14 protein-coding genes and 1 pseudogene are annotated in these 20,870 nt (G+C 34.6%); 5 read left to right on the top strand and 10 right to left on the bottom strand.

Annotation, left to right across the window (positions count from 1 at the left end; genetic code table 11):
- Positions 1-293: 293 nt before the first annotated feature.
- From C6368_RS13010 to C6368_RS12995, 4 genes are all read right to left on the bottom strand, one after another.
- Positions 294-2,450: a prolyl oligopeptidase family serine peptidase gene (locus C6368_RS13010; RefSeq protein WP_199851641.1), complete on the bottom strand. Its 2,157-nt coding sequence runs from the start codon at positions 2,448-2,450 to the stop codon at positions 294-296.
- 240 nt (positions 2,451-2,690) lie between these two features.
- On the bottom strand, positions 2,691-4,004 hold the full coding sequence (locus C6368_RS13005) for an NAD(P)/FAD-dependent oxidoreductase (protein ID WP_159038592.1): 1,314 nt from the start codon (positions 4,002-4,004) through the stop codon (positions 2,691-2,693).
- A gap of 10 nt (positions 4,005-4,014) precedes the next feature.
- Complete coding sequence (locus C6368_RS13000; protein ID WP_107039652.1) at positions 4,015-5,124, bottom strand: hypothetical protein; 1,110 nt, start codon at positions 5,122-5,124, stop codon at positions 4,015-4,017.
- A 71-nt stretch (positions 5,125-5,195) separates the two neighbouring features.
- Positions 5,196-5,558, bottom strand: a complete 363-nt coding sequence (locus tag C6368_RS12995; protein WP_107039651.1) for a hypothetical protein — start codon at positions 5,556-5,558, stop codon at positions 5,196-5,198.
- 347 nt (positions 5,559-5,905) lie between these two features.
- Here C6368_RS12995 and C6368_RS12990 point away from each other — a divergent pair, with 347 nt between their 5' ends.
- Positions 5,906-6,400 (top strand): GNAT family N-acetyltransferase, encoded by a 495-nt coding sequence (locus C6368_RS12990; protein ID WP_107039650.1) that lies wholly within the window; start codon positions 5,906-5,908, stop codon positions 6,398-6,400.
- Positions 6,401-6,605: 205 nt separating this feature from the next.
- Here the strand turns inward: C6368_RS12990 and C6368_RS12985 are convergent, their stop codons facing one another.
- The gene (locus tag C6368_RS12985; protein ID WP_107039649.1) at positions 6,606-8,606 is read right to left on the bottom strand and encodes a urocanate hydratase; all 2,001 of its coding nucleotides are present in this window, start codon (positions 8,604-8,606) and stop codon (positions 6,606-6,608) included.
- 587 nt (positions 8,607-9,193) lie between these two features.
- A complete protein-coding gene (locus C6368_RS12980; protein WP_107039648.1) occupies positions 9,194-11,818 on the bottom strand; it encodes a valine--tRNA ligase in 2,625 nt (874 codons plus the stop codon).
- Between the two features lie 351 nt (positions 11,819-12,169).
- On the opposite strand from C6368_RS12980, the pseudogene C6368_RS17475 reads away from it, so the two are divergent.
- The 3 genes and pseudogenes from C6368_RS17475 to C6368_RS12970 all read left to right on the top strand — a co-directional run.
- Positions 12,170-12,622 (top strand): annotated as a pseudogene (locus C6368_RS17475) (DUF1016 N-terminal domain-containing protein); the annotation flags it as partial.
- Positions 12,599-13,204 (top strand): PDDEXK nuclease domain-containing protein, encoded by a 606-nt coding sequence (locus C6368_RS17470; protein WP_317045982.1) that lies wholly within the window; start codon positions 12,599-12,601, stop codon positions 13,202-13,204. The pseudogene C6368_RS17475 and the gene C6368_RS17470, both read left to right, overlap by 24 nt.
- A complete protein-coding gene (locus C6368_RS12970) occupies positions 13,194-13,499 on the top strand; it encodes a hypothetical protein (RefSeq protein ID WP_107039647.1) in 306 nt (101 codons plus the stop codon). Before C6368_RS17470 ends, C6368_RS12970 begins: the two co-directional genes overlap by 11 nt.
- A gap of 9 nt (positions 13,500-13,508) precedes the next feature.
- Here the strand turns inward: C6368_RS12970 and C6368_RS12965 are convergent, their stop codons facing one another.
- From C6368_RS12965 to C6368_RS12950, 4 genes are all read right to left on the bottom strand, one after another.
- Entirely contained in the window at positions 13,509-14,468 is a 960-nt protein-coding gene (locus C6368_RS12965; protein WP_107039646.1) for an HmuY family protein, read from the bottom strand.
- Positions 14,469-14,479: 11 nt separating this feature from the next.
- A complete protein-coding gene (locus tag C6368_RS12960) occupies positions 14,480-16,759 on the bottom strand; it encodes a TonB-dependent receptor (protein ID WP_159038591.1) in 2,280 nt (759 codons plus the stop codon).
- 126 nt (positions 16,760-16,885) lie between these two features.
- Positions 16,886-17,809, bottom strand: a complete 924-nt coding sequence (locus C6368_RS12955) for a DUF6607 family protein (RefSeq protein ID WP_199851640.1) — start codon at positions 17,807-17,809, stop codon at positions 16,886-16,888.
- Positions 17,810-17,967: 158 nt separating this feature from the next.
- Positions 17,968-19,221 (bottom strand): T9SS type A sorting domain-containing protein, encoded by a 1,254-nt coding sequence (locus C6368_RS12950; RefSeq protein WP_107039644.1) that lies wholly within the window; start codon positions 19,219-19,221, stop codon positions 17,968-17,970.
- A gap of 189 nt (positions 19,222-19,410) precedes the next feature.
- Here C6368_RS12950 and C6368_RS12945 point away from each other — a divergent pair, with 189 nt between their 5' ends.
- Positions 19,411-20,868, top strand: coding sequence for an ankyrin repeat domain-containing protein (locus C6368_RS12945; RefSeq protein ID WP_107039643.1), 1,458 nt, complete (start codon positions 19,411-19,413; stop codon positions 20,866-20,868).
- Positions 20,869-20,870: the final 2 nt, after the last annotated feature.

Raw genomic sequence — 20,870 nt, 5'->3', positions numbered from 1 at the left:
AATGTGCTTTGGAAATTGTTATGATTAAGGTAAATATAAAACTATTTAGGTCGATTGAAAAGAAAGGAGATACATATTGAAATGAGTATCAAAGACAAACGCTGAGTTGAAGTCCTCTCCCTTAATCCCTCTCCAAAGAGGGAGACATCTACCAAATCATTTTAATTTACTTTTTATTTAAGCTTTTATCCTAAAAAATGATATGTATATAATTAAAAAAAGCCTTCCGAAATCAATCGAAAGGCCTTTAAAATATCAACTACTAAAATATCAACTACAAAATTCGTAATTCTCTATTTCGTAGTTCCTAATTCAGTTACTCCCATATTATAGAAAGTAAATCCATATATATCGGCATATTGCTCGATTGTTTTACTTACTGGTGTTCCTGCTCCGTGACCTGCGTTTACTTCGATACGAATCAACATTGGTGAATCACCTGTGTTTTTCTTTTGAAGTTCTGCCGCAAATTTAAATGAATGCGCTGGCACTACTCTATCGTCGTGATCTCCTGTAGTAATCATTGTTGCTGGGTAACTTGTTCCTTCTTTCACGTTGTGAACTGGCGAATAACCCAATAAATAATCTAACATTTCTTGAGAATCTTCAGCTGTTCCGTAGTCATACGCCCAACCTGCTCCTGCAGTAAATGTGTGGTAGCGAATCATATCCAAAACTCCAACGGCTGGTAAAGCAACTCTTGCTAATTCTGGTTCTTGCGTCATCACTGCACCCACTAAAAGACCTCCGTTTGATCCTCCACGTAATGCCAAGTAATCAGATGAAGTGTAATTTTTATCTTTTAAGTATTTCGCTGCACTGATAAAGTCATCAAAAACATTCTGCTTTTGCATTTTCGTTCCTGCATTGTGCCATTCTTTACCGTATTCACCTCCTCCACGAAGATTTGGAACTGCGTAAATTCCGCCGTTTTCCATCCATACAACATTGGCTACTGAGAATGATGGTGTCAAACTCACGTTAAATCCTCCATAACCGTAAAGAATCGTTGGATTTTTTCCATCCATTTTCAATCCTTTTTTGTGGGTGATAATCATCGGAACTTTTGTTCCATCTTTTGAAGTATAAAAAACTTGTTCTGAAACAAAGTTATCTGGATTAAAGTCTATTTCTGGTTTCCAGTAATCTGTTGAAGTCCCTGCTTCTGGATTAAATTCGAAAACACTTCCTGGAGTAATGTAATTCGTGAAAGAATAATACAATACTTCGTCTTCGTCTTTTCCACCGAATCCACCCGCAGAACCAATTCCTGGTAAATCGATTGAACGAATCATTTTTCCGTCATAATCATATTGTTTCACTTCAGAAATGGCATCAACCATATATTGCGCAAAGAAATATCCTGCTCCTTTTGAGATAGAAAGAACATTTTCTGTTTCTGGAATTACATCTACCCAATTGTCTGTTGTTGGATTTTCAAATGTTGTTTTCACTAAACGCTTGTTTGGCGCATTTAGGTTTGTAGAAATATAGAATGTTTCGTCTTTCGTTGTCACGACTCCTGCATCTTGATCAAATCCTGTAACCAATGGTTTGATTTTCGCATTTGGGTTAGATAAATCTAGAACACTCAACTCATTTCCTGAAGTTGAAACAGATCCAGAAATAAATAGATATTTTCCGTCTTTAGAAACACTTCCTCCAACATATCTTCTTTTTTGTTCTGCAGTTGCTCCATAAACAACTTGATCATCTGATTGAGCTGTCCCTAGTTTATGGTAATACAATTTGTGTTGATCCGTTTTAGCAGATAATTCACTTCCTTTTGGCTTGTCGTAGCTACTATAATAGAATCCATCATTGTTTTTCCAAGAAAGTCCTGAGAATTTCACATCGATTAATGTGTCTTCGATAATTTCATTCTTTACAGCATCCATTATGATGACTTTTCTCCAATCCGAACCACCTTCAGAAATAGCATAAGCAGCTAGCGTTCCATCTTCTGTGAATGACAACTGACCCAAAGATGTTGTTCCGTCTTCTGAGAAAGTATTTGGATCAAGGAAAACTTCTTCGTTTCCTTCTGCATCTTTTCTGTACACAACATATTGATTTTGAAGCCCATCATTTTTATAATAATAAACATAATCTCCTCTTTTTCGTGGAGCTGAAACTTTTTCATAATTCCAGATTTCAGATAAACGGTCTTTTAATTCTTCCCGGTAAGGAATCTCCTTCAAATAATCGAAAGTCACTTTGTTTTGAGCTTTCACCCATTCCGCTGTTTCATCACTCATATCGTCTTCTAACCAACGGTAAGGATCGGCAATTACTCTATCAAATATAGTATCGACATCATTTCCTTCTTCCGTTACAGGATAGGTTAAACTTGTTTTCATTTCTTCTTTTTCTACTTTTTCTTGATTGTCTGCATTACACCCAACAAGCAAGCTTCCAAGGATTGGAATGATTAATAGCTTTTTATACATGGTTCTATAATTTTTGAATTGTATAAATATAAGGAAAATGCGGGAACAAGCTTTATTACGACATTTCATCTCGCAATAAATCTTGGTAGAGCGAGATGAATTTAGAGCAGTAGCTAGGATTAGGGATTAGGTCCGATAAAAATCTTTAGAGTGAGCTAGAAGATAGAGCATTAAATATGAATTTAATTGCCTTGCCAAATAGACTCAATAATTAAAAAAAGAGCAGTTGCCAAACCATCCTTAAACTGCATTTTTAAGATTGACCTTCGCTCTTTCATTAGAAATAATTGATTTCCAACCTTCCTTTCTTTGATCTTTATCAAAAAGAATGGATTTCAACGCCTTAAAGGCATTCTTGCGTGAAGGCATAAAATAAAGAAAGAAACCTATTCTAACCATAAAGGCTAATCTTCCAGTTATAGGTATACTATAAATTTCTAAAATGGCCTTGTTTTTATAAAAAGCCGCTGTCTGACCTAATCCAGGATACTTAAAACTACCTGGTTCTTTGCCCTTTAATGTTCGTGAAATATTCTTCCCAATTCTTGACCCGTGCTTAATGGCCCATAATGCATCGTGATTACAAGTCTTTTCAAAATATGGCCTTTTGACGATTGCAGCATCACCTCCAGACCAAACATTTTCATACGCTTCACTTTGAAGTGTTGATTTGACTGTAATTCTATTATTGTATTTCGCTTCAGACTTCACGTTATCTATGAAAGCATCATTTGTTTGTCCGGTTGTAAAAACAACAAAAGAAGTCGGAAGATTTTCACCATTTGAAAATTCAACAGAATAATCATTTATTGATTGAACTCGTGAATTTGAGTAAAGATTTACCCCCAATTTCCGAAGTGTTTTTATACTATAATTTCTCAACACTTTTTTCTTCTCGAGCTGTGGCAATATCTCGTCACTTGAATAAACAAGATTCACTTTGAATCCTTCATGCTTCAAAATTGGGAATTCTTCTTTCAAGTCATTTAATGTTTCCACAAGATTCCCGCTGACTTCCACTCCTGCCAAGCCAGCCCCAACAACCGTAAAACTCAGCAAGTGATTTATCTCTTTCGGGTCACCAGACAATTCAGCTTTAATCAAATTTTGAATCAGCTTTTTTCGTAATTGGCTAATTCCATTGGCTTTTTTTACGCTTAATCCATACTCATTTGCTCCATGAATAGATTGAAAATGATCGTATGAACCAGCTCCTACTATTACATGATCATAATCTAATGTGCCAATTTCTCCATTTTCTTCGTTACAATAGGAAATGATTTGGTTTTCCGGATTAATCTTCAACAGCTTACCTTGAATATACTTTGAATGCCTAAATAAGTTTTCATGTGGTGTAGATCTAAATTTGAGGGGTAAAAAACCATTAATAAATTCACCTGTGAATCCATGAAAATCGTGTCCAGCACTTTTAGAAAGTAAAGTGATTTCGACTTCTCCATTTTTGATTTGTGATTTGAATTTTGAATAAAGCGATTTAAATGCCCACACAGAAACATAACCACACCCAATAAAAACTATTTTTTTCTTTTGCATAACATTGATTCTAAAAACTGATTGGATTTCCAAAACTTGTGAATTCAGCTAACTGAAAACCGTATTTTTTATGTTTCTGAGCAAGTTTATTAATGTACTCTCCTTGTTCAAGGGTTGGATTTCCTATTGAGAAATGTTCTTTGTATCCTTCCAAAGTTAAAAGTAAAGTCTCAGAAAAACACGCATAAAAATTATTTTCGGGTAATCCCATACCCCCATTTTGTAGACGAATTCCTGGAATACTAATAATTCCACCATCAACAACTGTGAGGTCTGGTCTTTCTTCAATTAGTTCTGGCGAGGTATTTCTAGGTTGTGTTCCATCCAGAATAAACGCCCCTTTTTGCAATATTTCAGAACGCATTAAATTTTCGGTACTCGCTGTTAAAAGCGTAACTAATTTAGATTTTTTAATATCCTTCAAATCAATACTTACTTCAATGTCTGCCTTTGGAGAAATCGCAATTAATTCCTTTTTTAACGCTTCTAACTTCTTCAAATTACGCGCTACAAGTTGCAGCTTTACTCCACAATTGTTTTTGACCAGCATTTTTGCGACTAATGAACCTACACTACCGGTTGCACCAACAATCGATTGATGTTCAATCAAGCTTTCGTCTATTTTCATTAATTCCAGAATTCCATTGTAAATGGAAACTGCTGTAAAAGCATTCCCATTTGTAATTGAAATATCTTTTCTGTTTTTCAACATTTTTCCACCAAGGGTCATTGGAGAAGTTAGCGCTCCAAGTCCAATATTCGTATATCCTTTTTCCACTAATTTATCTATGGCTTTTTCAATTTTATTGGTGGTGTATTTAAAACCATTAGCCAGCATGTCATCCGAAGAAAGTAATAGGACTTGATTAACACCAATCAATTTCTTATCATTCTTTTTTCCCTCCATGTATATTTTACTCCACTTGTAGGAATCCCATTGGGTTAATTCAAAGGTTTTTTTGTAAAACTTATCTGGAATCTTACTTAATGGTTTCCAAAGCTGTCCCATATCTTCGCTATATCCATATCTGAAGTGTATAAAAAAAGCAAATTTCCCCAACAATTTAGATTCAATAAAGGATTGCTCGGGTCGATTTAAGGTTGATTCTTGAGTTATCATAATTATTTTTTTTTAAAGGTGGCAAATATTGGAATTGAAATTCTAAACCATCTGATTATTCCATTATTAAATTAATAAGCATTTAAGTAGAAAATATAAAAACTGCTGCAGATCAGGTCAAATATCATGGTAGACAGAAAACCCTTATAAAAACTATTCTTATGAAATTGATATCCTTGAAATATGAGAACAACCAATAATAGTTTTTCGAAAATCGCCATTGACAAAATCACTGGTAAGTACACCGGATTCAAACCTGCGTAGATTATGGAAATTCCCATCATTAAACATAGAATGCCCCAATGTTTTACAAAGAGTCCCGATTCAGAACTGAAATTGGTGTCATTCAACTTCCTTAAAGCCCATCGTGGAGCAAGTGAATAAATCACTGGAAGGCATGTAATAATTCCTGAAATAATTATCAAAAGTTTCATAAGCGTATTGAGTTATGTTACAAACATAGATAAACTTATTCCCTAAAAAGCGAGGGTTTTCCCTTACTTTATAAAATGACTCATTTACACTTCAAGAAACAAACCTACACCCTTGAATAGTAATTAGTTATACATTCGAACAATCTTAATAGCAAATAAAAATTAATTCTCCAGAAAAAAATAAATTTCTTTTATTTGAGCTTTAGCCAACTTAGAATAAGCTTTCAGTTTCTGGATGAAGCATAATTAGAAAGATTACTTCATGCTAAATACTCTAAATTATTTGGAAGAATGATGCTAATAAAGCGTAATTTCAGAAAATTGTAGTAACCCAAATCCATACAACAATGCTTTACACCGACCGTACTTTTATCAAACCTATTCACAAACTGGACATTCCTGAAATTATTAAAATGTACAATGAACCTGATTCTTTTAAATATGTGAAGCAATATGAAGGGAAATCGGATGAGTTTTATACCACCTTCCTCGAAAATAAAATAGCTGTAAATGCTAAAAATCTTGGTTTTTGGTCTGTTCGAGGAAAAAAGAACAATGAATTTATTGGAACAATCAACTTAAATCAATTTTCTGATACTGCGATGACACATATTGGATGTCATTTAAAAAGAGAATTTTGGAATAAAGGGTATGCCACCGAGTTATTAACCGAACTCCTTAACTATGCTGTTACAGAAAGAAAATTGAAGGAAGTCTTTGGAATAACAGATGAAAATAATCTAGTCTCTAAAAAATTATTAAAAAAATTAAATTTCAAAGAATTTGAGAAACGAACGATTCTTGAATCAAAAGTTGTTATTTATAGATATTTGAATGAATAGATGAGGATTCTTGAATTTTGAAAATGCCCTTGTTTTGCTTAACTCAAGAAATTAATCGACAAAAGGGTAAAGCTTTATATCTTTTAAAACACAGTAATTCATATCAAATAAAAAAGGACGGTTTGTTCACCGCCCTTAAATTCTATTTTAAATTATTGTTTTGTGTGGATGAATCACGGATGGTTTGAGAACCGTCCATAAGCAATTATTCTCCGAATAATTTATCATCCACCAAATTCGGAACTGTAACTTTCAACAATGGTTCCATTTCCATGGCTCGCTTGATCGCAAACATTGCTCCTTCGTTTCTTGCCCAGTTTCTTCTTGCGATTCCGTTGTTCACATCCCAATGCAACATGTTTTTTAAACGTCTGTCTGCATCGGCTGTTCCATCGAGTAACATTCCAAAACCTCCGTTGATTACTTCTCCCCAACCTACTCCACCACCATTGTGAATGGAAACCCAGGTTGCACCGCGGAAAGAATCCCCAATTACGTTTTGAATCGCCATGTCGGCAGTAAATTGTGAACCATCATAAATGTTTGAAGTTTCTCTGTATGGTGAATCTGTTCCTGAAACATCGTGGTGATCACGTCCTAAAACAACTGGTCCGATTTCACCATTTTCAATTGCTTTATTGAATGCTTCAGCGATTTTCATTCTACCAATGGCATCAGCATACAAGATTCTTGCTTGTGAACCCACAACCAATTTATTTTCTTGAGCGCCTTTTATCCATTGGATATTGTCAGACATTTGTTGCTGAATTTCAGCTGGACTTTCTTTCTGTAATTCTTCTAATACTTGACAAGCAATTTCGTCAGTTTTTAATAAATCTGCTGGATCGTTTGATGCACAAACCCAACGGAAAGGTCCAAATCCAAAATCGAAACACATTGGTCCCATGATATCTTGAACATAGGAAGGATATTTGAAATCAATTCCATTTTCTGCCATGATATCCGCTCCTGCTCTTGAAGCTTCTAGCAAAAATGCATTTCCATAATCAAAGAAATAAGTTCCTTTTGCGGTATGGTTATTTACTGCATTCGCATGACGTACAAGCGTTTTCTGAACTTCTTCCTTGAATTGATCCGGGTTTTCAGCCATCATTTGATTTGATTCTTCTAATGAAAAACCAACTGGATAATATCCTCCTGCCCATGGATTATGCAATGAAGTTTGATCTGATCCTAAGTCAACTTTTACGTTTTCTTCATCGAATTTCTCCCATACATCAACGATATTTCCTTGGTAGGCTATTGAAATAACTTCTTTATTTGCTTTTGCCGTTTTTACGCGGGTAACTAATTCATCTAAATCAGAAATCACCTCATCAACCCAACCTTGAGAATGGCGAGTATTTGTTGCTTTTTCATTGATTTCCGCACAAACAGTGATACACCCTGCGATGTTTCCTGCTTTCGGCTGAGCTCCAGACATTCCACCAAGTCCTGATGTAACAAATAGTTTACCAGCCAAATCTTCACCATCAACAGCGATTTTTCTTCCTGCATTTAAAACAGTAATCGTTGTTCCATGCACTATTCCTTGCGGTCCAATGTACATAAAAGAACCGGCTGTCATTTGTCCGTATTGTGTTACACCCAAAGCGTTAAATTTCTCCCAATCATCTGGTTTAGAATAATTCGGAATCATCATTCCATTGGTAACAACCACTCTTGGTGCGTCTTTGTGTGATGGAAAAAGTCCCATCGGATGACCAGAATACATTGCCAATGTTTGTTCATCTGTCATTTCAGATAAATACTTCATTGTTAAACGATATTGTGCCCAATTTTGGAATACAGCTCCATTTCCTCCGTAAGTGATTAACTCATGTGGATGTTGTGCTACTGCGTAATCCAAATTATTATGAATCATCAACATGATTGCTTTGGCTTGGTCACATTTCCCAGGATATTCTTTAATATCTCTGGCATGTAATTTATAATTTGGACGTAAACGGTACATGTAAATTCTACCGTAAGTCTCTAATTCTTCTTTAAATTCTGGCAACAATTCTGCGTGCTGCTCAGATGGAAAATAACGTAAAGCATTTTTCAAGGCTAACTTCTCTTCCGCTTTGGTAAGAATTTGTTTTCTTTTTGGCGCATGATTTACAGATGAATCATACGGTTGTGCAGGAGGAAGTGTTGATGGTATTCCTTCCTGAATGTCTTTTTGAATATCTTCTAAAATCATGTCTTTTTGTTTTTATTCTATTTTATTAAATATTGAGTTAATGGATATATATCACCCCTTCAGGGTTAGTTTGACATTTGTCATTTTAAACCAAGGATTTACATCCTTGGTTAAATAAATGTCATCCCTTCAGGATTATTTTTAAATTATTATTCATTTCATTTAAATAGTTAATCAAATCATATATCACCCCTTCGGAGTTAGTTGAACTTTTACCATTTTAAACCAAGGATTTACATCTTGGTTAAATACATGTCATCCCTTTAGGATTCTTTTCAAATTTTAAATCAATTCCTTTAAAAAGGTCAGATTCCCCGTCATTTTCATTCCCTTCCTTACAGTAGTCAGAACAGAATGACAATTTGGTTGGAGGTTTTGTGGGGTAGGTTATGATGAAGCTCTTCTTCATCATAACCTACCCCAATCCTAGCCTTCGACCTCCGTCATTCCGACAGAGCAAAGCGACGAGGAATCTCTTTTACCTATCAACTATTCCTTTTCAATACTTAAGTTTTTGTACCTTTCGAAACATTAAGTATATCAATCTGAATCAACCAGGAGTTCTCAGTCCACTGACTGAATCTCCACTAACCTAAATTCTTTATTTTTTCTTCAAGGATTTTAATCTTTTCTTGAGCATCAGACAACTTTTTCTTTTCGATGGCAACAACAGCTTCTGGTGCGTTGTTTACGAATCTTTCGTTACCTAATTTCTTTTGAACTGATTTCATAAATCCTTTCGTATAATCTAATTCTTCTTTCACTTTTGCAATCTCTGCTTCAACGTCTACTGTTTCTCCAAATGGAATGTAGAATGAAGAGTTTTTCACGATGAATGAGAATGAATTCGCCATTTTTTCGTCGATGTAAGAAAGTGCAGAAACGTTCCCCATTTTAACTAAAACTGGGTCCATTTCAACAGGGTGATTGTTGCTTTTCACAATTCCCAATTCAATCTCAATCTTGTTAGCAATGTTATTTTGTTTACGGATATTTCTTATGTTCGAAATTACTTCTGACGTAAGCTTGAAATTATCCAATAACTTTTCATCCACTTTACCTGTTTCTGGCCAAGCTGCAACAATAATGTCCTCACCTTCTTTTCTATCTCCTAGTAAATGCCAGATTTCCTCAGAAATAAATGGTGTGAAAGGGTGAATAATTTTCATTAATTGCTCAAAGAACTCAACTGTTTGTGCTTTTGTTGTAGCATCAATTGGTTGTTGATATGCCGGCTTGATCATTTCTAAATACCAAGAACAGAAATCATCCCATACCAATTTGTAAGATGCCATTAACGCATCAGAAATTCTGAATTTATCGAATTGGTCATTGATGTGAATCAAAGTTTCGTTCAATTTGCTCTCGAACCATTCAACCGCAATTTTCGATGAAGCGGGTTGTTCAATTTCAGTAACTTCCCACGAACTTACCAAACGGAAGGCATTCCAAATTTTATTCGTAAAGTTTCTTCCTTGCTCACATTGACTTGTATCAAACGGTAAGTCGTTTCCTGCAGGTGATGAAACCAACATTCCGATTCTTACTCCATCCGCTCCGAAATCTTCAATTAATTTTATTGGATCTGGTGAATTCCCCAATGATTTAGACATTTTACGGCCTAATTTATCACGAACAATTCCAGTATAGTAAACGTTTTTGAATGGTTTGTCTCCCATCCATTCATATCCAGCAATTACCATTCTCGCTACCCAGAAGAACATAATTTCTGGTGCGGTTACGATATCATTTGTTGGATAGTAATAGTTGATTTCTTCGTTATTTGGATTCGTTAATCCATCAAAAACAGAGATTGGCCATAACCAGCTTGAGAACCAAGTATCCAATACATCTTCATCCTGATTTAAGTCAAGATCTGTAATTGTTTTTCCTGTTTTTTCAGTCGCTAATTTCAAAGCTTCTTCCTTTGTTTTAGCAACAACGAAATCTTCTTCTCCTTCACCGAAATACCAAGCTGGAATTCTGTGTCCCCACCACAATTGTCTAGAAATACACCAATCTTTGATGTTTTCCATCCAGTGACGGTAAGTATTTTTCATGTTGTCTGGATAGAACTTAATGTCTCCATTCATAACATGTTCCAATGCTGGTGCAGAGATATTTTTCATATCTACAAACCATTGTAAAGAAAGACGTGGCTCAATTACCGCATCTGTTCTTTCAGAAAAACCAAGTTTATTGATGTGGTCTTCTACCTTCACCATAAACCCTTTTTCCTCCAATTCTACAACGATAGCTTTTCTTGCTTCGAAACGATCCATTCCTTCATAATGTAATCCTTTTTCGTTTAAAGTACCGTCAGAATTTAAGATGTCGATTACTTCCAAATTGTGACGCTCACCCATTTCATGGTCATTAACATCATGCGCTGGAGTAATTTTCAAACATCCTGTTCCAAATTCCATGTCCACATAATCGTCTTGGATAATCGGAATTGCACGGTTTGAAATCGGTACAATTGCTTTTTTACCCACAAGATTTACATAACGTACATCGTTTTGATTTACACAAATCGCGGTATCTCCCAGAATAGTTTCAGGTCGCGTTGTTGCAACAGTCAACCATTGGTCTGTTCCTTCGATTTGGTAACGAACATTGTATAATTTTGAATTCACTTCTTTGTGGATTACCTCCTCATCAGAAAGTGCCGTTTTTGCAGATGGATCCCAATTCACCATTCTTACTCCACGGTATATTTTTCCTTTTTTGTATAAATCAATGAAGATATCCTCAACAGATTCAGCATAACTTTCGTCCATGGTAAAAGAAGTACGTTCCCAGTCACATGACGCACCCAATTTCTTCAATTGGTCCAAAATGATACCTCCGTGTTTTTCCTTCCATTCCCAAGCGTGCTCCATGAATTCATCACGTGTTAAGTCGGATTTCTTAATTCCTTCCGCACGTAATTTATTCACTACTTTTGCTTCAGTAGCAATCGATGCGTGGTCTGTTCCTGGTACCCAACAAGCATTTTTTCCTTGCATTCTCGCACGACGAATCAGAACATCTTGAATTGTGTTATTCAACATGTGTCCCATGTGTAAAACTCCCGTCACGTTCGGCGGTGGAATTACAATTGTGTAAGGTTCTCTGTCATCTGGTTCACTGTGAAAATAATTCTTTTCCATCCAGTGTTTGTACCATTTCTCTTCAGACTTCTGTGACTCGTATGTTTTAGGAATTTCCATGCTTAATTTCTAGTTTGACACAAAGATAATTAATCATGTTCAAAAGTTGAGAAAATCGTTTGAATAAATGTTTTTGGAGCAATTACGAATGATCAATTACGAACGGCTTTAACCCTCAGTGCAGCTAATTACGAATTTTAGGAATACGATTTTTTTTGAATGTGGACTTGTAAAGGTTTTGGGATAGTTGAAATCGAAAAAACGTTCATAGGTGGTGAAGGTTTTGGGGAATGTTGTTATATTGTAGAAGGGAAAAACATCGAAAAACTCTATTTTGATAAAATTAAATTACTTTTTTCACAATTCTACATTTAAATGGAACTAATTAAAGATAAAGATTACTAAACTTGGATTTCAGAACTTAAAAAAAAGGTTCGATCCGCTCAGATTAAAGCAGCTGTAGTTGTAAATAGGGAGCTCATTCTTTTTTATTGGGATTTAGGGATGATGATTTCTGAAAAGATAAAATCAAGTAATTGGGGCGATAAGGTTCTCGAAAATGTTTCCAAAGAATTAAGAAATGAATTCCCTGAAATGAAAGGGTTTTCAGAAAGAAATATAAAATATTGCCGTAGATTTTAGGAGTTTTACACTATTCCAATTAGGCAACAAGTTGTTGCCCAACCTTCCAAAGATTCGGACATTTTTGTATTTGGGCAACAAGCTGTTGCCCAAATACCATGGGGACACAATATCCTAATTTTCTCAAAGTCTAAAGATATAAAAGAAGCCGTCTTTTATTTAGAAAAGACAAAAGAAAATAATTGGAGTAGAGACACTTTGGCTTTGCAAATTAAATCTCAACTGTTTCAAAGAAATGGTGCTGCAATAACTAATTTCTCCAATACCCTACCTGAACCATTTTCCGACTTGGCGCAGCAAACTTTAAAAGATCCTTATGTTTTTGATTTTATGCAACTGACAGAGGGCTTTAAAGAAAAAGATTTAGAAAACCAATTGGTTAATCATATCAAGAAATTCCTATTAGAACTAGGCAAAGGATTCGCGTTTGTTGGCCAACAATATCATTTAGAAATTGCTAACAAGGACTATTATATGGGTTTACTTTTCTATCATATTAAACTCAAGTGCTATGTGGTTATAGAATTAAAAAGCACGGCATTCATACCCGAATATGCTGGTAAGTTAAATTTCTATTTGTCAGCAGTTGATAGTACTTTAAAGGGAGCTGATGACAAACCAACAATTGGAATCTTACTTTGTCGAGAAAAGAACAATATTGAAGCTGAATTTGCATTACGAGACATCAACAAGCCAATGGGCGTTAGCGAATTTGAATTAACAGATATACTTCCAGAAAACCTCAAATCTTCTTTACCTACTATTGAAGAAATTGAACAAAATATTTTAGAGGATGAACAATAAAAGAACAAAACTCACAGGATTTATTCTCATTGGAATATCTGCTATTCCACTGCTCTTCTATCCCTTTGTTCTACTTGCAAACGCTATGAGTTTGGCAGGCCATAAAGCACCTGACTCTTCATTTTTTGATGTTTTTATTCCCTATTTTTTCATCATTGCAACAACAGTTTATCCTATAACTATTATTGTTTCACTGCTACTGTTTCGTTATAAGAAAAACATCAAATTTGCATTTCTACCTTATGTCAATTTGTTGTTGATTGGATTAGCATACCTACTTTGGGAAATGATCTAAAGAAATCATTTACAACTCCACAAATTCCCAAACAGGATTCCCTTTTTCCCCTGTCTCAGAATAAAAATCAATAAACCTCATCTTGTAGTAAATTCCTTCGTAATCTTGAATTACATAAGTCATTTCAGTATTGATTTCATAGCTTTCCCCAACTAGTGTTTTCCAACTGAAACCAATTGTATTTGTGTTTTCTGATAATTCTAAGCCTTCAACATATTCTAAATCTATGGCGTCGAAATCAACTTCTGTTACTAATCCAACTTTTGTCTCTATTCTGTTAGAAACACAACCTGTAACTAAGTAAGGAGTTACAACTGGTTCATAAAATTGGTGAATGTATTGCGTGAAAACAATGTCCCAATCTTGTGTTTTAGGAGAAACATCCTCTTCTAAGTCGCTCAACATACTAAAGTATGTGAAATTATAGCCTTCACGCTTAAGAATAGTACGTGTTGAAGAATTGCTTGCAGATATATTCGCAAATTCAAAAGTATAGGTAGTTGGTGTAACTTCATGAATTTTTAATTTAAAAAATCCTAATTCGTTTCCAGTAGAGGAATATCCCATATTAATGATTCTTACAAATCCATCTTCCCAGTTTCCTATTCCGGTAGAATCTAAATTACCGTTTGCATTATCAAATTTAGGGTCATTTGTATAACCAACTTCGCTATATATTTCAGACAATTCGGTTTTATCTGTCGTATAAACCATCATATTTCGTGATGTATTTGTAATTACACGGCTACCCTCATCTCCTGTTTCAAAACCTAAATCCCAAATATTTTTTGAAACATTCCCTGTCATTTGGTTCGCAGAAAAATCAAAGTAAATTTGATATTCGTAGTTTGCTCCCATACTCACTTCACCAACAGTTAATTCTCCTGCTTGTCTTTTAGGAATAGGAAGTTCTTCTTTCAAACATGACGACAATAAAACAGCGATCATTAATAATATTGTAAATCTCATCTCTTTAATTTTTATTTTGAACTTAAATTAAGTCTAACTCCCATATGATAAACACGTCCCATTCCAACGCTCACACTTCCCGATGTTACAGAATGCGCACCGTCTCCACTAGCTGTTCCAGTAATTGATGTGACATCGAATAGGTTTTTCACTCCTACTGTAAATTTCAACCTTTTTTTCCATACGAATTTTGAAACTGTTAAGTCAGTGATATGATAATCACTCACCTCTGATTCATACAATTCGCCTTCAGCATTGGTACGAATATTTGGTAAAACACCTGTATATTTATAGAAAACACCTGTTTGTATCCCCGCTTTTTTCCAATCGTATTGTAAGTTAAACTTCACTTCAGGAGAGAATAAAAAATCTGTAGAATTAGAATTTTCCTCTACTAATTCATTATATCTTCCAACATAACCCATCCCGATTCCTGTTGTCAAATTTTTGTAATTGATATTACTTTCAACTTGCGCTCCAGTTGTTGTATATCTATCTAAATTAAAGTATGAATATTCAGTTGCTGAAGCTTGAGCCAAGGTAATTAAGTCATGAATGTCGTTATAAAACAAAACTAATTTATTCTTCAATTTCACCTCTTTCAAATTCAAATTCTGATGTAGTGAAAGGTTGAAGTGATTCGATGTTTCTGCTTCCAAGTCAGGATTACCTACTATATTGTGATTGATATCCACAAAAACATAATGCAATTCTTTAATTGATGGTGCACGGAATCCCCTTGCGTAAGAGGTACGCAAACTCAACAATTGCTTATCATTTTCCAAGAAGTCATACTTCACATTAATTGAAGGTGTAACAGGTGCGGTGTATTCAGAATTGTACCCATATCTAATTCCAGGACGAATAATTAAAGATTTGAAAGGTGTATATTCTGCCGTAGCATATAGTGCGTAATCCCCAATTGATTGTTGCTTGTCTAGGATTCGTTCTCCATTTGCTACCTCATAAAGAATATCATAACCAATTTCATAGTTGATTTTCTTATTTGATTTTGTTTGAACTAATCTTCCTCGAGCGATAAAACTATGGTAAGCAGAAGTATCATGGTCACTTGGATTTCCAGAAACAACATCTGTAATTTCAGTCAAATCACGAATCTGAGTGTTTTTCCGTCTAAAATAACCGTTGTAAGCAGCAATTATTGATAAACGATAATCATTTTTTAATCTGTATTGGAAATTTGCACGTTGATTTATTCTATTGGTTTCATAGTAATCATCAAATGCCGTTTCTTGATAGGGTGCTCGTGGTGTTCCACGATTAATAATACTTTCATTAAACACTTGCCCGCTATAATTAAACAAGGTGTTTTTTCTGTTATAACGGTAATTAATTCCACCAAAAAGCTGTTCTTTTGGATTCCATTGCATTACACGAGAACTGTCTGCAATTGGATTTGGTTCATAATGAAATGTTTCGTGCGTTGGGTTCCAACCATCAAAAAAGTAGCGACCACCTTCTAGTCGAAATTGATGCTTTTTTAATTGCCAGCCCAAAGAAACTGTGTTGTTCACTTTTCCACTACTTTCAAAGTAGTTATTTGAAGTCGCAATAAATTTATTGGCTTGGTTTTTCTTTGTGATTATATTTATTGTTCCTGCTAAGGCATCCGTTCCGTAACTTACAGAAAGTGGACCTTCAACAATTTCTATGCGTTCTACGCTTTCTAATGGAATTTGCGATAAATCAATATTTCCATTTAATCTTCCTGTCATTGGAACTCCATCAACAAGAATTTTTACATTTTCACCTCCAATTCCTTGAAGTTGCATGCTACTTCCTAAGATGTTGTCTTCTCCTAAACGAACATTTAATTCATTGGTTAAAACATCTTTTAAATCTTGTGCCGCCATCGATTCGATTTTCTGACGATCGATAACTTTTATATTGTGTACCGCTTTTTCAACCAATTGCGATTTGTATTGGGCAGTAATAGCCACTTCATCAAACTGTTTAACAGCAGAAGCCAATGCAATTGCTGTATCTTTTGAAAGCACTAAATTTTCCAACCGCTTCGTTTCAAAACTGGAAAATGAAATGGTCATTGTCAGCGGTTTCAACTTAAAAGCATCCTCAATTTTTAACTCTCCATCAATTGAAGTTGTAAAATTGAAAGTTTTTTCATTGAGTTGAATATTCACTCTAGCACCAGGAATGGGCTGACTATCTTCAAGAGAAATTACCGTTACAGTTTGACCACATGCAAATGTTGTGAAAAACAAGAGTAAAATAAATGTATTGAAGAAATATTTACAAATCGCTATAAACATGATCATTATTCTTTTGAAAAGTCAACCCAGTATATTTTAATTTTCCAGGTAAAATTTAGGAACTGAAAAAAGTCATCCAGTTTGAGCCTTAATCAAACTGAACAACTCTTATCAAATTATGAAAGATTACTTTTGATTTAGGTAAGATTCGATCACAGCCTGAATTTCTTTCTGCGCTTCTGCTTGATCATAATTATCGCCAGTATATTTATCACCCATTGCGAATAAGTGCTCATACATCAACTTTTTATCAACTTTTCTTTCGAACTGCATTTTTTTGTTGGCTGCAATGGTTTTACCCCATACAGTTCTTACATCCGTCCAAAATCTGTGGTTTTCTTTCCACCAGTCAATCCCAGCTTTACAATCATGATCACCTCGTGTAAAAATTTCATGTCCTTTTTCCCAAGAAATCAATTGATCATTCCCGTTTTCATCACGGTAAATTTTCTCGTTATCTTGTTCTAAGTTCCAACCGTTTTCAGTGATTTCCATTCTACTGTGACGACGAGTAACATTGTAATCTTGTCTTACCGTTAATTCACGTCTTGGTAATGGAGCATCAGCCGTAGATTCCCAGTAATTTTTCCCGTCTACATGAACCCAAGTACCGTATCCTTCGTAACGTGGACTGTCATCAACTTGAAAAACCTTTTGAGTCCAAGTTCCTTTTGCATCCTTTTTAGAAATCTCTTTGTTATTCCAAGTTCTGTTTTTGTCATACATTAAAAGCGTTTGGTTTTCGTACAACCAATCTTGTCTCCAATGTTTAACTACAAAACTGTCGTTGATTACCAAAATATGCTGTAGAGAGATGAAATCTGGTTCGTTTTCTATTGCAAATACATACTCAATCGCTTGAGAAGAATAATTGTCGTACTTCACATACGCAGTATCAGGTGAAAATGTCTCAGCAAAATCGAAGGTTACTTTATAACATCCTTCCATTGCTAAAATAGAATTTCGATCTTGTTGTTTTTTGTCCTTCTGAGCAAATGTAATTATGCTTGTCAAGGCTAAGGCAAGTAAAAATAAAAATGATTTTTTCATAACTTTTTGTATTGTATTATTTAGTTTTTAATATTAGTTTTTCGTGAATTTCCTCCAGTTCTTTCGTCGCTTTCAACAAGCTCAATCTCCGAAGTTCATCCCGATGACTGAGCCTATCGAAGGCAACGGTGTTCATGAAGAAAAACACCATCTCTCTTTTATTTAATAATTAGTTTCTGATTAAAATATTCCTCTCCAGAATTCACTTTTACTAAGTAAACCCCAGACTCAAAAGAACTTACAGGTATATTTTTCACTTCGAAGTTTGAAGAACCAACATAATTTTCATTAAATAATACCTGTCCATTTAAATTCAAAATTTGTACAGTTGATGAATTAGAATTCATGTTGTTCAAAATCAATGATACATTTTCTTTAGCTGGATTTGGATAAACAACAACTTCTGCGTTTGGCAACCCATTTTCGTCAGTTGATAATGCAGAGATTTTTTCTTTGGTGAATTCGAAATCTCCATTTGAGCTACCTCCAAATCCTGTAGGAATAAGTTTCCATACATCTCCAGCTTGAGTTTTCACGAAATAAACCACATCATCTGCAATTTCGTAACTCATAGAAGAAAACACAAACTCTTTCCAATCCGCACCAATTGTGCTGATGTCAGTGGTAAAAGTTTCAGCTCCCCAATCGTTGTAATTTGCAACATCTGAAACCCCATCAATTTGAACAACCTCAGTATTTGGTCCTGCTATAATTCCAGTTAAATTATATGGAGTTGGAATGAACCCAGTGTATTTTCCGAAAAATAAATCCCAATTCTCAACTGTAACAGGCTCGTGATCTACCGCAACTTCATTTTGAATTGAATAATATCCAAATAATTTGTCTGTATAATCCGCTTTTACAACTTGTGCTTGAACTTCGTTTGTTCCATCTAGATTTGCAAATGTAAAGTCAAAAGCACCTCCTGCCATTTGATCAATACGTAATTTTCTGTAAGTATCATCAATTAATTTTATGATGAAAATTGAATCTCCAGAAATGATATGTGTATTCATATCGTAAATCCCCCAACCTACATCAAATGGATCATTTGGGTTGATATTTTGATCCAGCGCTCCTTCAAACCATGTTGATTCCGAATTATAAACTGCCTCCCAAGTTGACAATCCTGTTGTATCAACCATCGCCCAATCGTTAACATCTCCATTTGGATATGCATATAATAGAACTCCATTACCCGAATTAATTCTGATTGATGTTCCGAAACCACCTAAATCAAATGCCAAATCCCAATCAGCAGCAGTTTTAGTGCCTTGATCTCCATTTTCTAAACTGTACCAAGTTTCGTCTGCATATCCTGCTCCAATACTAACCGTTTCTATTGTTGATTGAGCGTTTAAAAATTGACTTCCTGCGAATAGAAGTGCTGTAAAAAGTATAGATTTTTTCATTGTTCTTATTTAGATTAAATACAAATAACGCCGCAAAAGTAGGGCAGACATATTTTTTTAACAATACCAAATTGTAGGTATTCACTAGTATTTGGACAAAATACCCTGTTCTAGGTATTTTGAATGTTTCTCAAATTTCGAGTGATAATTTTTCTACTTTTGCCTTATTTAGAATAATTCTAAGCAACTATGAAGACAATTATTAGTGTCCTCCTACTTTTAGGAGTTTTTAATGTAAATGCTCAAAAAAACATTTTTCTTGGAGGAGAATTTTGGAATGAATCAACAACGATTGAACAAGTTGAGGCTGCAATCAAAAAAGGAAACGATCCTACAGAATTTAATGCTTTTAATTTTGATGCAACAGCCTACGCCATTTTGAATAAAGTTCCTTTTGAAACAATGAAATATTTGTTGAGTATCAAAGGAAATGAAGTGAGTAAAATAACACATGATGGGAGAAACTACCTCATGTGGGCAGGCTACAAAGGGAATTTCGAATTGGTGGAATTCTTAATCAACGAAGGTGCAGATCTAAAAATAATTGATGACAAAGGAAACAATATCCAGACCTTTACTGCTATGGGTGGTGTTACAGATCACAGAATTTATGATTTATATATAAAATCAGGACTAAAACTAGACACCCCAAATCGACAAGGAGCAAATGTGATTCATTATTTGGCACAACAAGCAAATGACATCGCGGAATTCGAATACTTCCTTAAGAATGGAATCAATTTAACTTCGAAAGACAAAGACAATAACACTGTTTTCCACTATGCAAGTTCACAAGGAAATATTGAATTATTAAATCAATTAATTACCAAAGGATTAGACCCAAAAGCGCTGAACAACAATAATGAAAATGCTTTGTTTTTTGCTGCAAAAGGTAAACGTAGATTCTCCAATGAATTGGCGGTTTTTGAATACCTAATCAAACTTGGTTTAGATCCAAAGTTGACGAACGCAACAGGGAACAATCTGTTACATTATTTAGCTTCTGGTAACAAAAACGAAGATGTTTTCACCTATATAATAGAAAAAAACGTTGATCTTCAAAAAGTAAATAAGGAAGGAAATACACCCTTGATGAATGCCGCTGAAAGAAATAATACAGTAGCCATCAGGGCCTTATACGATTTAACTGAAGATAAATTCATGGTGAATGAAAAAGGAAATTCGCTAGTGACTTTTGCTTTGAAAAATAAAAACACAGAGTTGGCAGAACGTGCATTAAAAGAAGGTGCTGACTTTAAATTAAAGGATAAATCAGGAGACAACGTAATTACTTATTTAGTGGCAACATATGATGAGAAAGACAAAGCATTTTTCACACAGTATTTTAGTGTTTTCGTAAACAAAGGAATCGAAGTTCAAGATAAAACTATTTACCTGGCAACGGCAATTGAAAACGAATTTTTAGTGAATACATTATTGGATGCTGGAGTTGACATCAACGCCAAAAGCAATGATGGAATTACTGCCCTACAATTGGCGGCAATGAAAGGTGACCATACAGAATTTCTTAAGTTTTTAATCAGTAAAGGAGCTGACAAAAATATCCTAACTGATTTTGAAGAATCAGTTTACGATTTAGCCAAAAGCAATGAGCTTTTAACAGGTGATTTAGAATTTTTAAAATAAGT

The sequence above is a fragment of the Brumimicrobium mesophilum genome (assembly GCF_003025005.1).
GTDB classification, from domain to species: domain Bacteria; phylum Bacteroidota; class Bacteroidia; order Flavobacteriales_D; family Crocinitomicaceae; genus Brumimicrobium; species Brumimicrobium mesophilum.
Note: the sequence above shows the minus strand (reverse complement) of the source record. Positions and strands in the feature narration are given on the sequence as shown.

What these genes read in the sequence shown, in the direction of transcription:
- C6368_RS13010 (WP_199851641.1), bottom strand. Translation starts at nt 2,450, where the DNA reads ATGTATAAAAAGCTATTAATCATTCCAATCCTTGGAAGCTTGCTTGTT.
- C6368_RS13005 (WP_159038592.1), bottom strand. Translation starts at nt 4,004, where the DNA reads ATGCAAAAGAAAAAAATAGTTTTTATTGGGTGTGGTTATGTTTCTGTG.
- C6368_RS13000 (WP_107039652.1), bottom strand. Translation starts at nt 5,124, where the DNA reads ATGATAACTCAAGAATCAACCTTAAATCGACCCGAGCAATCCTTTATT.
- C6368_RS12995 (WP_107039651.1), bottom strand. Translation starts at nt 5,558, where the DNA reads ATGAAACTTTTGATAATTATTTCAGGAATTATTACATGCCTTCCAGTG.
- C6368_RS12990 (WP_107039650.1), top strand. Translation starts at nt 5,906, where the DNA reads ATGCTTTACACCGACCGTACTTTTATCAAACCTATTCACAAACTGGAC.
- C6368_RS12985 (WP_107039649.1), bottom strand. Translation starts at nt 8,606, where the DNA reads ATGATTTTAGAAGATATTCAAAAAGACATTCAGGAAGGAATACCATCA.
- C6368_RS12980 (WP_107039648.1), bottom strand. Translation starts at nt 11,818, where the DNA reads ATGGAAATTCCTAAAACATACGAGTCACAGAAGTCTGAAGAGAAATGG.
- C6368_RS12970 (WP_107039647.1), top strand. Translation starts at nt 13,194, where the DNA reads ATGAACAATAAAAGAACAAAACTCACAGGATTTATTCTCATTGGAATA.
- C6368_RS12965 (WP_107039646.1), bottom strand. Translation starts at nt 14,468, where the DNA reads ATGAGATTTACAATATTATTAATGATCGCTGTTTTATTGTCGTCATGT.
- C6368_RS12960 (WP_159038591.1), bottom strand. Translation starts at nt 16,759, where the DNA reads ATGTTTATAGCGATTTGTAAATATTTCTTCAATACATTTATTTTACTC.
- C6368_RS12955 (WP_199851640.1), bottom strand. Translation starts at nt 17,809, where the DNA reads ATGAAAAAATCATTTTTATTTTTACTTGCCTTAGCCTTGACAAGCATA.
- C6368_RS12950 (WP_107039644.1), bottom strand. Translation starts at nt 19,221, where the DNA reads ATGAAAAAATCTATACTTTTTACAGCACTTCTATTCGCAGGAAGTCAA.
- C6368_RS12945 (WP_107039643.1), top strand. Translation starts at nt 19,411, where the DNA reads ATGAAGACAATTATTAGTGTCCTCCTACTTTTAGGAGTTTTTAATGTA.